Annotated in this window: 13 protein-coding genes; 2 read left to right on the plus strand and 11 right to left on the minus strand. The window is 59.8% G+C overall.

What is annotated here, in order from left to right:
• On the plus strand, positions 1 to 309 hold a 309-nt coding region (locus ACI2JR_RS24450; protein ID WP_462479676.1), incomplete at its 5' end, for a fumarate hydratase C-terminal domain-containing protein.
• 73 nt (positions 310 to 382) lie between these two features.
• Here the strand turns inward: ACI2JR_RS24450 and ACI2JR_RS24455 are convergent.
• The 9 genes from ACI2JR_RS24455 to ACI2JR_RS24495 form a co-directional block, all read right to left on the minus strand.
• On the minus strand, positions 383 to 1,918 hold the full coding sequence (locus ACI2JR_RS24455; RefSeq protein ID WP_132731985.1) for a DHA2 family efflux MFS transporter permease subunit: 1,536 nt from the start codon (positions 1,916 to 1,918) through the stop codon (positions 383 to 385).
• Between the two features lie 10 nt (positions 1,919 to 1,928).
• Positions 1,929 to 3,107, minus strand: coding sequence for an efflux RND transporter periplasmic adaptor subunit (locus tag ACI2JR_RS24460; protein ID WP_462479677.1), 1,179 nt, complete (start codon positions 3,105 to 3,107; stop codon positions 1,929 to 1,931).
• A gap of 24 nt (positions 3,108 to 3,131) precedes the next feature.
• Complete coding sequence (locus ACI2JR_RS24465) at positions 3,132 to 3,587, minus strand: MarR family transcriptional regulator (RefSeq protein WP_132731987.1); 456 nt, start codon at positions 3,585 to 3,587, stop codon at positions 3,132 to 3,134.
• Between the two features lie 205 nt (positions 3,588 to 3,792).
• A complete protein-coding gene (pcaC, locus tag ACI2JR_RS24470; protein WP_462479678.1) occupies positions 3,793 to 4,182 on the minus strand; it encodes a 4-carboxymuconolactone decarboxylase in 390 nt (129 codons plus the stop codon).
• Positions 4,172 to 4,939 (minus strand): 3-oxoadipate enol-lactonase, encoded by a 768-nt coding sequence (gene pcaD / locus ACI2JR_RS24475; RefSeq protein ID WP_132731989.1) that lies wholly within the window; start codon positions 4,937 to 4,939, stop codon positions 4,172 to 4,174. The genes pcaC and pcaD overlap by 11 nt, the downstream gene beginning before the upstream one ends.
• The gene (locus ACI2JR_RS24480; RefSeq protein WP_462479679.1) at positions 4,929 to 6,281 is read right to left on the minus strand and encodes a 3-carboxy-cis,cis-muconate cycloisomerase; all 1,353 of its coding nucleotides are present in this window, start codon (positions 6,279 to 6,281) and stop codon (positions 4,929 to 4,931) included. The genes pcaD and ACI2JR_RS24480 overlap by 11 nt, the downstream gene beginning before the upstream one ends.
• A 9-nt stretch (positions 6,282 to 6,290) precedes the next feature.
• Positions 6,291 to 7,493: a 3-oxoadipyl-CoA thiolase gene (pcaF, locus tag ACI2JR_RS24485; RefSeq protein ID WP_132732013.1), complete on the minus strand. Its 1,203-nt coding sequence runs from the start codon at positions 7,491 to 7,493 to the stop codon at positions 6,291 to 6,293.
• A 10-nt stretch (positions 7,494 to 7,503) separates the two neighbouring features.
• Positions 7,504 to 8,160: a 3-oxoacid CoA-transferase subunit B gene (locus ACI2JR_RS24490; protein WP_462479680.1), complete on the minus strand. Its 657-nt coding sequence runs from the start codon at positions 8,158 to 8,160 to the stop codon at positions 7,504 to 7,506.
• Positions 8,161 to 8,170: 10 nt separating this feature from the next.
• A complete protein-coding gene (locus ACI2JR_RS24495; protein WP_132731992.1) occupies positions 8,171 to 8,857 on the minus strand; it encodes a 3-oxoacid CoA-transferase subunit A in 687 nt (228 codons plus the stop codon).
• 167 nt (positions 8,858 to 9,024) lie between these two features.
• On the opposite strand from ACI2JR_RS24495, the gene ACI2JR_RS24500 reads away from it, so the two are divergent.
• On the plus strand, positions 9,025 to 9,831 hold the full coding sequence (locus ACI2JR_RS24500; RefSeq protein WP_462479681.1) for an IclR family transcriptional regulator C-terminal domain-containing protein: 807 nt from the start codon (positions 9,025 to 9,027) through the stop codon (positions 9,829 to 9,831).
• Here ACI2JR_RS24500 and smrA read toward each other — a convergent pair.
• Positions 9,828 to 10,391, minus strand: a complete 564-nt coding sequence (gene smrA, locus ACI2JR_RS24505; RefSeq protein WP_462479682.1) for a DNA endonuclease SmrA — start codon at positions 10,389 to 10,391, stop codon at positions 9,828 to 9,830. The genes ACI2JR_RS24500 and smrA overlap by 4 nt on opposite strands.
• Positions 10,392 to 10,490: 99 nt before the next feature.
• Positions 10,491 to 11,402, minus strand: a complete 912-nt coding sequence (locus ACI2JR_RS24510; RefSeq protein WP_462479683.1) for a LysR family transcriptional regulator — start codon at positions 11,400 to 11,402, stop codon at positions 10,491 to 10,493.
• Positions 11,403 to 11,536 lie beyond the last annotated feature (134 nt).

Here is an 11,536-nt window from a genome sequence, read left to right on the forward strand (position 1 = left end):
GTCGATCTGCTGCAGTCCCACGGCGCCAGTAAGATCATGCTGGCCAAAGGCAACCGCAGCCAGCAGGTGACCGATGCCTGCCATCAGCACGGCGGATTCTACCTCGGCAGCATCGGCGGCCCGGCCGCGGTACTAGCGCAGCAGAGCATCCGCAGCCTGGAGTGCGTGGCCTATCCGGAACTGGGGATGGAAGCCATCTGGAAGATTGAAGTGAAAGATTTCCCGGCGTTCATTCTGGTGGATGACAAAGGCAACGACTTCTTCCAGCAGATTCAGAACCGGCAGTGCGCGGGCTGTTCGTCGCGCTAATCTCCCCGCGCGATAAGCGCAAGGGCCGTAACGCGTCAGGTTACGGCCCTTTTGATATTGCCATCGCTGACGGCTAGTGGCCGGCAGAGGGCGCGCCCGGCGCCCCGGCGCGGCTGAACGGCGGACGGGCAAACCAGATAACCACAATCAGCGCCATAAACCCCCAGCCCAAAAGCCAGAAGTAGTCGATGGTCGACATCATATAGGCCTGCTGCTCAATGGTTTTATCGATCAGCGCCATATGCTGCTGCGTCGCCCCGCCCATCTTTTCGACATAGTCCACCGCCGCGGGATTGTATGCGGACACGCTCTCCGTCAGATTGGCATGATGGAACACTTCCCGACGCGACCAGATCCAGGTGGTGAGCGATGAGGCAAATGATCCCCCCAGCACGCGGAAGAATGTCGCCAGGCCGGAGCCTTCCGCCACCTCGGCACCGTTAAGGTTCGACAGCACAATCGTGGTGATCGGCATAAAGAAAAACGCCACGCCAATCCCCATAAACAGCTGCACTTCCGCAATGGTGCGGAAATCGACGTCGGTATTGAACTGCGCACGAATCAGGCAGGAGGCACCCATCGTCAGGAATGAGAGCGAGGCCAGGATCCGCAGGTCAAACTTGTTGGCGTAGCGACCGATAATCGGCGTCATCATCAGCGGCAGGATCCCCATCGGGGCGGCGGCCAGACCGGCCCAGATCGCCGTATAGCCCATCTGCGTTTGCAGCCACTGCGGCAGGATAATGTTGATGGCGAAGAAGGCGGCGTAGCCCAGCGTCAGCGACAGCGTACCAATCGTAAAGTTTCGGTCCTTAAACAGGCGCAGATTCACGATCGGATGGCGCTCGCCCAGCTCCCAGATAACAAAGGCCACCAGCGAGATAGCCGATATCGTCGACATCACCACAATGTGCGTGGAGGCGAACCAGTCGAGGTCGTTACCTTTATCCAGCACCACCTGCAGCAGACCGACGCCCAGCACCAGTAGCGCGATGCCGATATAATCAATCGGCGCATGGGTGGTGGTCTCCTCGCGCGCGCGCATCTGCGTCCAGACCACCAGCGTCGCGAAAATGCCGATCGGCACGTTGATATAGAAGATCCACGGCCAGGAGTAGTTATCCGTGATCCAGCCGCCGGTAATCGGCCCGACAATCGGCGCCACCACCGTCACCATCGACAGCAGCGCCAGCGCCATGCTGCGTTTGCTCGACGGGAAGATAACCAGCAGCAGCGTCTGGCACATCGGAAACATCGGCCCGGCAAAGAACCCCTGCAGGGCGCGGAAGATAATCAGCTCGGTCATGCTGTGGGCGAAGCCGCACAGAAATGAGGTGAAGGTAAACATCACCACCGAGCCGATAAACAGTTTTAACTGGCCAAAGCGGCGCGTAAACCAGCCGGTCAGCGGCAGAGCAATGGCATTACACACCGCAAAGGAGGTGATAACCCAGGTGCCCTGATCGGCGCTGACCCCGAGGTTGCCGGCGATGGTTGGCAACGCGACGTTGGCGATGGTCGAGTCCAGCACCTGCATAAACGTGGCCAGCGACAGCGCGAGCACCGCCAGCCACATACTGGGCGGGGTAAAAGCGGCCTTATCTTGCATAACGTCTCTCTTAACGGGCGCCTGCGGCTACCGCTTTGCTGTTGTCATGAAGGATTTTAGCCACCAGTTTGTCCGCTTCCGCCAGCGGGTTTTGATACACATCGGTGGTGAAACGCGGGCTGCTCACGGTTTGCTGTGGCAGCAGGTGTCCCCCGGCATCGCGAATATCGACGCTGACGTTCATTGACAGCCCCACGCGCAGCGGGTTTTTCTGCATGTCATGCGGATCCAGCGTAATACGCACCGGCAGACGCTGGACGATTTTAATCCAGTTGCCGCTGGCGTTCTGCGCCGGCAACAGCGAGAACGCGCTGCCGGTACCGATCCCCAGGCTCTCAATGGTGCCGTGGTATTCCACGTCGTCACCGTAGAGATCGGCATTGAGGGTCACCTTTTGCCCCAGACGCATCTCTTTCATCTGGCTCTCTTTGAAGTTAGCGTCGACCCACACCTCGTTCAGCGGCACGATAGCCATCAGCGTGGTGCCGGAATCGACGCGCATCCCGAGCTGGACCGCTCGCTTCGCCACGTAGCCGCTAACCGGAGCCACGATGGTGCTACGCGAATTATCCAGATAGCGCTGACGCAGCGTGGCGACGGCGCTTTTGATTTCCGGGTGGCTGTCGATCACGGTGTCATCCACCATCGCGGTATTGGTGCGCAACGCCTCCTGCGCGGCGGTTAAATCGCTTTGCGCGCTGGTGACCGCATCGCGGTAATGCGCGAGATCTTCGGCGGCAATCGCGCCGCTCTGGAAAATACGCTGACGACGCGCGTAGTCGTTTTGCGCCGTCTGCAGTGCCACCTTCTTCGCCGCCACCTGCGCGCGGTAGTTATCCGCCGTGCTGTAAAGCCCGCGGACCTGGCGTACCGTATTGGCGAGGTTGGCTTCCGCCTGCTGCAGCGCGATTTCGGTATCACTCGGGTCGAGCAGCACCAGCGGCTGTCCTTTCTGCACGAAGTCGCCTTCATCGACGGTTACCTGAGTCACCGTCCCCGCGATCTGCGGAGTCAGCGTCACCTGGTTGCCGTTGACATAGGCATCGTCGGTGGACTCATAGAAGCGGGCATACAGCAGATACCACGCCAGTCCGCCCCCGGCGGCGAGAAGCAGAATAATCAGCAGAATAATAAAGTTGCGTTTGCGCTTGCTGCCGCGCTCAGCCTGTTGTGCAGCGGTGGTTTCCATCTTGTCAGGACCTTATTGAATACGTTAGCGATGAGGAGCGACGATCTCGTCCGGCAGCATTTTTGTCAGTAGCTCTACCAGTAAGCGAGATTCATCGGCGGTAAGACGGGCGGTAAGATCGCTGATGATCGAGGCCAGTGCTTCATTGACAAAGCGCTCGCAGATCAGCTGCCCTTTGTCGGTTAATGCCAGGATGACCTGGCGTTTATCCTGTGGATGCGGCGAGCGGCTGATGAGATCGCGCTTGACCATGCGAGCCACCATCCGGCTCATGGCGCCGGCGTCCATGACCAGATTTTTGCTGATCTCAACCGGACTGGTAACGCCTTTGTAGATACTGATCAGCACCTTAAACTGCGCGGCGGTGATATCCATGCCGGAGAAGTACTGGCTAATCAGCTGGTCTTTGAACTGGTTTGCCAGGTGAATCAACAAACCTAAGTGGAATTTATTATTAATCATACCCGGACGATGCGTCATGTTATTTGCCTGGTCAATAATTGCAAATGAAATTACTGACCAGGCAGTTATTTGTCAACATGGTGTCAAGAAGATCGCACGTTTTGTCAGCGTAACGGTCTATGAGAGCGATGAAAGCGACAGGCCGGGAGTGGGACGTGGGATGCAATGCGGCGGCGGAATCACCGGGCAGCGTCTGTTGCGCGCCCGGTGGGAAGCGAGGAGATCACGCCTCTTTGGTATCAAGTTCAGCAAACACCTGCTGGGCGAGGTGCAGCGTCGCATTTGCCGCCGGCAGGCCGCAGTACAGCGCGGAATGCATGATCAGCTCTTTTAACTCATCGCGGGTCACCCCATTATTGAACGCCGCGCGCAGGTGCATTTTCAGCTCCGCTTCGCGGTTAAGAGCAATCAGCATGGCGATGGTGATCATACTGCGGGTGTGGTGGTCCAGTCCCGGTCGGGTCCAGGTTTCGCCCCAGGCATAGCGGGTAATAAGATCCTGAAACTCTTCATTTAACGGCGTCAGATTTTGCAAGGTGCGGTCAACGTGTGCATCGCCCAGAACTTTGCGGCGCACGCTCATGCCCTGCTGATAACGTGCTTTATCGTCCATGGTGTTCTCCGCTTAAAAATTGCAGTAAGGCGGCGCTAAAAGCGGCCGGCGCTTCGATACTGGAGAGATGCGAGGCGGGAAGCACCACCATTTGCGCGTTGGGGATCTGCTGCTGCAAAAAGTGCGCGTCCGCCACGGTAGTGACAGGGTCACTTTCCCCGGCAATAATCAATGTCGGCATGCCAATCTGCCCGACCTCCCCACGCAGGTCCGCCGCCGCCAGCGCTTCACAGCACGCCGCGTAGCCTTCCGCATCACTGTGGGTCAGCTGATGACATAGCGTCTCCACCACGTCCGGCGCCTTGCGGCGGAAGGCGCGGGTGAACCAGCGGTCCGCCGCCCCGGCCGCCACCACCGTCATCCCTTCCTGACGCACGGCCCGCGCGCGGGACAGCCAGCTGGCCTGATCGCCAATGCGTGCCGCGGTGTTGGCCACGACAATTGCATCAAAACGCTCAGGGGCAAAACGGCCCAGCCACAGCCCGGTCAGGCCGCCCATTGAGATGCCACAGAAACAGGCTTTGGCGATATTCAGATGATCGAGCAGCGCAATCACATCCTCGCCAAGCTGCGCGAGGGTCACCTTCCCGGATTTGCGGGTCTTGCCATGGCCGTGGCTATCGTAGCGTAGCACGCGAAACTGGCGGGTTAAGGCTGCCAGCTGCGGCTGCCACATCGCCCGGGTGGTCCCCAGGGAGTTGGAAAGAACTATCACCGGCGCGCCTTCCGGCCCGTCGAGTTGATAATCAAGGTTCATGACGTTGCTCCTTGTAACGCGCCACGACCTGGCGCACAAAAAGTTCGGCGCTGCCGGTAGCCGTCGCCGGGTCCAGCAGCGTTGTTAAACGGGGAACGGAAAGATACTGGCTGACCTGCGGATCGCTTTTCAGCAGCGCCAGCAGCGGGCGAGACTGGTCGATAGCCTGCCGGCACAGCGCCTCGATGCAATGATGAGCTTCGGCTTTACCAATAAACTCCGCCAGCGCCAAGGTCACCGCTTCCGCCATAATTAAACCGTGAGTCAGATCCAGATCGGCACGCATCTTTTGCGGGAAAACCTGCATCTCGCGGACCAACGCCTCGCTTTGCGCCAGCGCGCCGCCGACCAGGGTTATCAGTTGCGGAAGGGTCTCCCATTCGGCCTGCCAGCCGCCGAGGGCGCGTTCGTGCTGCTGAATCTGGCTGGCGTACAGGGTTGCCACGAGGCCAGGCGTACGCTGGGCGGCGGTTAAAATCGCGCTGCAGGCGATGGGGTTACGTTTGTGCGGCATCGTTGACGAACCGCCGCGCCCTTCTGCCACCGGTTCGCCGACCTCCGCCACTTCGGTTTGCATCAGTAACGCGAAGTCGTTGGCAAACTTCCCCAGCGTGCCGCAGACGCCGGCGAACCAGGCGCCGACTTCCAGCACCCGGTCACGCTGGCTGTGCCACGGCGTATCCGGTAAAGCCAGGCCGAGCGCTTTCGCCAGCTGTTCAGCAACCTGCGGGCCGTCTTTTTTCAATGAATCCAGGGTTCCCGCCGCGCCGCCAAACTGCAGTACCAACGCCCGGGGGCGCATTTCCCGCAGACGCTGCTGCCAGCGCAGCAGCGCATCAAGAGTGCCCGCCAGCTTCAGGCCAAAGGTCACCGGCAGCGCGTGTTGCATCCACGTCCGCCCTGGCATCACCGTATTTTGATAGCGTTCCGCCTGCAGGGCGAATCCGTCAATCAGCCGTTGCAGCAGCAGCGCCGTCTCATCCAGCGCTCCGCGCAGCTGTAAAACCAGACCGCTGTCAATGGCATCCTGGCTGGTGGCGCCCCAGTGAACATAGCGCGCCGCCTCGTCATTCTGCGCCTTGACGCAGGCCGTGAGCTGTTTCACCAGCGGAATAGCCAGATTGCCCGCGCTGGCCGCCGCCTGCCCCAGGGCGGGAAAATCGATCGCCGAATGCCGGCAGGCGTTGACGATCGGCGCGACGGCGGCCTGCGGCACCACGCCACAGGCCGCCTGGGCGCGGACCAGCGCCGCTTCAAAATCCAGCATGCTCTGCACCCGTTGCGCATCGCTAAACCAGGCGGTCAGCGGACTGGTGCGCAACATCGGGGTCAACAAACTCATTTCGGCTCCTTAAACACGTTCAATAATCAGCGCAATCCCCTGGCCGACGCCGATACACATGGTACACAGCGCATAGCGCCCGCCGGTGCGCCGAAGCTGGTAGGCGGCGGTCATCGCCAGACGCCCGCCGGAGGCCCCCAAAGGGTGACCTAAGGCAATCGCCCCGCCGTTCGGATTGACGTGCGGCGCATCGTCAGGCAAACCGAGATCGCGGGTAACCGCCAGCGCCTGCGCGGCGAACGCTTCGTTCAGTTCAATCACGTCCATTTGCGCCAGCGTTAGCCCGGTTTGCGTCAGCACTTTACGCACCGCCGGCGCCGGGCCAAAGCCCATAATTCTTGGCGCTACCCCGGCCGTCGCCACGCCGACCACGCGAGCCAGCGGCTGCAGGTCGTTGGCATTCAGCGCCTGTTCGCTCGCCAGCAGCAACGCGCAGGCGCCGTCGTTAACCCCGGAGGCGTTCCCGGCGGTCACCGAGCCGTCCGGACGCACCACGCCTTTAAGCTTAGCCAGCGCTTGCGCGGAGGTACTGCGCGGGTGTTCATCGCGGGTAAACAGCAGCGGGTCGCCTTTACGCTGCGCGATGGAGACCGCAATCAGCTCATCGGCAAAGCGCCCGGCTTCCTGCGCCTGGGCGGTACGCAGCTGGCTACGCAGCGCGAAAGCATCCTGGTCGGCCCGTGAAATGGCAAAATCATGCGCCACGTTCTCGGCGGTCTCCGGCATGGAATCAACGCCATACCGCGCTTTCATTTGCGCGTTGATAAAGCGCCAGCCGATGGTGGTATCTTCCATTTTCATGCTGCGGCTAAAGGCGTTCTCCGCCTTGCCCATCACAAACGGCGCACGCGACATGCTCTCCACGCCGCCGGCAATCATCAGTTGAGTTTCACCGCTCTTAATCGCGCGCGCGGCGATACCGATGGCATCCAGGCTCGAACCGCACAGGCGGTTAATGGTGCTGCCCGGCACCGTTTCCGGGAACCCGGCCAGCAGCAGCGCCATCCGCGCGACGTTGCGGTTATCTTCCCCGGCCTGGTTGGCGCATCCGTAAATCACATCATCGATACGCGCGGGATCCAGCCCTCGATTACGCTCCAGCAGCGCTTTCAGCGGCAGTGCGGCCAGATCGTCGGCGCGTACCGCCGCCAGAGTTCCCGCAAAACGACCAAACGGTGTACGCACCGCATCACAGATAAATGCCTGATTCATCATAGGTTCCTTATGCGCTTTCCGCCAGATGTTCGAAGGTCAGCGCCACCGGAGTGATGCGCTGCAGTTCCTCAAAAGAGAGGCCGTTAAAGATTTCCCGCACCACCGGCCCCGTCGGGGTGATATCAATGACCGCAAGATCGGTGTAAATCCGGCTGACGCAGCCGACGCCGGTCAGCGGATAGCTGCAATGCTCAACCAGCTTGCACTCGCCGTCGCGGGTCAGATGGTCCATCATCACGAAGACCTGCCGCGCGCCGATGGCCAGATCCATCGCTCCGCCCACGGCCGGAATCGCATCCGGCGCGCCGGTGCTCCAGTTAGCCAGGTCGCCGCGAGCGGAAACCTGATAGGCCCCCAACACGCAGATATCAAGATGGCCGCCGCGCATCATGGCGAAGGAGTCACCGTGGTGGAAATAACATCCGCCTGGCAGCAAGGTCACGTACTCTTTACCGGCGTTAATCAACTCCGGGTCCTCTTCGCCCGGTTGCGGTTTGCCGCCCATTCCCAACAGGCCATTTTCGCTGTGTAAAAACACTTCTTTATCGGCCGGGAGATAGTTCGCGATACGCGTCGGTAAACCAATCCCCAGGTTCACGTAGGCTCCTTGCGGAATATCGCGGGCCACGCGCTGGGCCATCTCATCACGGGTTAATTTTTGCATGGCAGACTCCTCAGGCGCTCCGGGCGATGGTCAGGTTTTCCAGCGAGAAGACGCGCTGGACAAAAATCCCCGGCGTGATGATATTTTCTGGGTCAAGGTCGCCCAGGCTCACCAGACGAGAAACTTCAACAATGGTCGTTTTGGCGGCGGTGGCCATAATGGGGCCGAAGTTACGCGCCGCTTTGCGATACACCAGGTTGCCCCAGCGATCCGCCTGATGCGCTTTGATCAGCGCAAAGTCGGCCTTAATCGGGTACTCCAGAACATAATGCCGACCGTCGATTTCGCGGGTCTCTTTCCCCTCCGCCAGCGGCGTGCCGTAACCGGTGGGGGTAAATATCGCCCCCAGACCGGCGCCGGCGGCCTGAATTCGCGCCGCGAGGTTGCCCTGCGGCACCAGCTCCAGTTCGACTTTGCCGCGACGGTACAGATCGTCAAAAATCTGCGAGTCAACCTGGCGCGGGAAAGAGCACACCATTTTTCTCACCCGTCCGGCCTTCAGCAGTGCCGCAAGGCCCACTTCACCATTGCCCGCGTTGTTGTTGATAATGGTGAGATCGCGGGCGCCCTGTTCAATCAGGGCATCGATCAGATAGGTTGGCTGACCGGCGGGACCAAAACCGCCAATCATGATGGTCGCGCCGTCGTGGATCCCGGCGATGGCATCGCTTAGCGTCGACACGCTTTTATCAATCATCAGGTCGCTCCTTTATGTGCGGTAATCGCACTTTTATTCGTTGTTCGCACAAAATGTGACCCGCTTAACGATGTGGGTCAAGGGCGATAATCGAAATATGGTGCGATAATCGAACATCGTATATCTTTAGCGAAAGAATGTGATCGATGGCAAATATGGAGAGGACAATGGAGAAGCATCCAGATGATTTACTGACGGGCGATAGCGATCCGTTTAAGGGCGATCCGAACTTTATGGCCTCGCTGGCCCGCGGGCTGGAAGTGATTCAGGCTTTCACTCCGCAGCGCCCGGTGCTGTCGATCTCGCAAATCAGTCAGAAGACCGGTATTCCGCGCGCGGCGGTCCGCCGCTGCCTGTATACCCTGGGAAAACTGGGGTTTGTCTATGCGGAAGACGGCAAGAATTTCCAGCTGCGCCCGCGCATTCTGGCCCTCGGCCACGCGTGGTTAGCCTCAACGCCGCTGGCGCGTTCGGCACAGCCGGTACTCAAGCACCTGAGCGAGATGCTTAACGAATCCTGCTCTATCGCCACCCTCGACGGCGACGATATTCTGTACATCGCTCGCGCCTCCAGTTCGCGGATTATGACCATCGATCTGGATATCGGCAGCCGCCTGCCGGCGTGGGCAACCTCGATGGGCCGCGTGCTGCTAAGCCATCAGCCGGAAGAGAAGCTGAACGATATGCTGGCGCGGGTGACAATGATTCACTACACCCCACAGACGGTAGATTCGGTCAATAAGCTGCGCGCCGAGCTGAAGCGGGTGCGCCAGCAGGGCTACGCGCTCAACGATCAGGAGCTGGAGATGGGGTTACGTTCCCTGGCGGTGCCGTTATTCAACCCGCAGGGGCAGGTACAGGCCGCGCTGAACGTCGGCGTGCATGCCGGGCAGGTGTCCACCCGCGAGATGCTGGATCGGGTGCTGCCCGAGCTGCAAAAAGCGGCCCGGGAGCTGACATTGTTGCTGCGCTAGCGGCTACGTTTGGCGTGCCGCTCCCAGTTTTCCTGTTTGGCCTCGGCGGATTTGCGCAGCGCAACGTAACACGCGCCGCTGCCGCCGTGGTGCGCAGAGGCCACGCAGAACGCCTGAACTTCAGGTAGCTCCACCAGCCAGCGGGCGAGATAGCTGCGAATGATATTGGCGTGTGAGGTATCTTCCCGCCCTTTACCATGTACGATCAGCAGATTGCGCAACCCCTCTTTTCGCGCCTGCACCACAAAGGCAAACAGCATCTGTCGGCACTGCTCTACCGGCTGGCGCAGCAGATTAAGGCTCGCCTGCTGGCTATATTTGCCCAGCCGCAGCTTTTCCAGCACGCCGTTCTGCAGCCCTTCACGCTTGAATTCCAGCGGCGTCGCCAGCGGCAGTACGTCGAGATAACCGGTGGTGAGAAAGTTATCCAGCTGCAGGGGATCGATGCGCTGCGGCGGGCGGGTATTCCGCTCGGGATGCCAATGAACGTCAGTATTACGTTTCAGTGGCTGGACGTCCTCCATGGCGCCAAGAAATAGCGATTTGTCGTCAAGATTCATGAGCACTCCTCCGGCTGCTACCGCAGGCTACTATAGCCGCCGCGCTCCCCCGCCTCAATGCGTTTGTCGGCAAGCGGCGACAATTTAAACCGTCGGACTTCAGGACGGAAACTGATGGCGACTTTGCCGACGAAACTGCGTGATCAGCGAGGCCGTCAGCGGCGTCTGGCGCGAGTCCCGCCGTTGAATCAGATAATAGGTGGCTTTTGGCAACGGCTCTCTCACCGCAACCATCGCCAGCTTATCGGCGATCATCGGATCGTTGCCCAGTTCAACCGGCAAAATACTCAGAAAATCGCTCTGCACCACCAGACTGATGCAGGAAGAAAAGGTTTCGCAAACGATACCGACGTGGGGGATTTGCGCACGGTGGCTAAAAAGATCCTGTAACTGCTTAAAATAGCTGCCGCGCGGCGTTGGCATGGTCCAGCTATAGTCCAGCAGTTGATCGATCGACGTCGCCTTCGCCGCGGGATGCCCCACCCGGGCAAACACCGCGAAAGGCTTTTCAAACAGCTTTTCAAAGCTGAATTCATGATCGTATGGCCCGGGGTAATAGGTATTGATGGTGAAGTCGAGTTCGCCCTGACGCAGTTCGTTGATCATCGACAGCAGCTGGCCCTCCATAATCCGTACCTTCACCAGCGGATGCTGCTGGTGAAAACGACAGATAACCGATGGCATCAGCGAACGCGCCACGCTCGCCCCGAGGCCGATATTGATCTGCCCGGTCAACTCCCCCTGGCGCTGCAGCAGATCCTCCTGCGCCGCCCGCAGCTCTTCGAGAATCAGGCTGGCGTGCTGATAAAAGCTTTCGCCGTTTTCCGTTAGCGCCACCCCCTGACTGCGGCGCACGAACAGCTGGGCGCAAAGCCCCTCTTCCAGCTCTTTAATGGCCTTGGTCAACGCCGGTTGCGACAGCGCTAACGCCCGGCTGGCGCCGCGGATGCTGCCCTGACGCGCCACCTCAACGAAGGCGCGAATTTGATGAAATTTGATCTGAAAAGACATCGTCGTAGTGATAACCATTGTTTATCAGACAGAAGAAACTGGCATCTACTGTAATGCATAGCGTTGTGGCAACGTAAGAATCCGATGCGTAAAAACCCATCAGTGATAAGCAAAAGCTATCACACCGTGAAGCA

This window comes from Klebsiella sp. NPDC088457 (genome assembly GCF_044900465.1).
Classification (GTDB): domain Bacteria; phylum Pseudomonadota; class Gammaproteobacteria; order Enterobacterales; family Enterobacteriaceae; genus Klebsiella.

Coding starts and splice junctions, on each gene's coding strand:
- ACI2JR_RS24455 (WP_132731985.1), bottom strand. CDS start 1,918: ATGCAAGATAAGGCCGCTTTTACCCCGCCCAGTATGTGGCTGGCGGTG.
- ACI2JR_RS24460 (WP_462479677.1), bottom strand. CDS start 3,107: ATGGAAACCACCGCTGCACAACAGGCTGAGCGCGGCAGCAAGCGCAAA.
- ACI2JR_RS24465 (WP_132731987.1), bottom strand. CDS start 3,587: ATGACGCATCGTCCGGGTATGATTAATAATAAATTCCACTTAGGTTTG.
- pcaC (WP_462479678.1), bottom strand. CDS start 4,182: ATGGACGATAAAGCACGTTATCAGCAGGGCATGAGCGTGCGCCGCAAA.
- pcaD (WP_132731989.1), bottom strand. CDS start 4,939: ATGAACCTTGATTATCAACTCGACGGGCCGGAAGGCGCGCCGGTGATA.
- ACI2JR_RS24480 (WP_462479679.1), bottom strand. CDS start 6,281: ATGAGTTTGTTGACCCCGATGTTGCGCACCAGTCCGCTGACCGCCTGG.
- pcaF (WP_132732013.1), bottom strand. CDS start 7,493: ATGAATCAGGCATTTATCTGTGATGCGGTGCGTACACCGTTTGGTCGT.
- ACI2JR_RS24490 (WP_462479680.1), bottom strand. CDS start 8,160: ATGCAAAAATTAACCCGTGATGAGATGGCCCAGCGCGTGGCCCGCGAT.
- ACI2JR_RS24495 (WP_132731992.1), bottom strand. CDS start 8,857: ATGATTGATAAAAGCGTGTCGACGCTAAGCGATGCCATCGCCGGGATC.
- ACI2JR_RS24500 (WP_462479681.1), top strand. CDS start 9,025: ATGGAGAAGCATCCAGATGATTTACTGACGGGCGATAGCGATCCGTTT.
- smrA (WP_462479682.1), bottom strand. CDS start 10,391: ATGAATCTTGACGACAAATCGCTATTTCTTGGCGCCATGGAGGACGTC.
- ACI2JR_RS24510 (WP_462479683.1), bottom strand. CDS start 11,402: ATGTCTTTTCAGATCAAATTTCATCAAATTCGCGCCTTCGTTGAGGTG.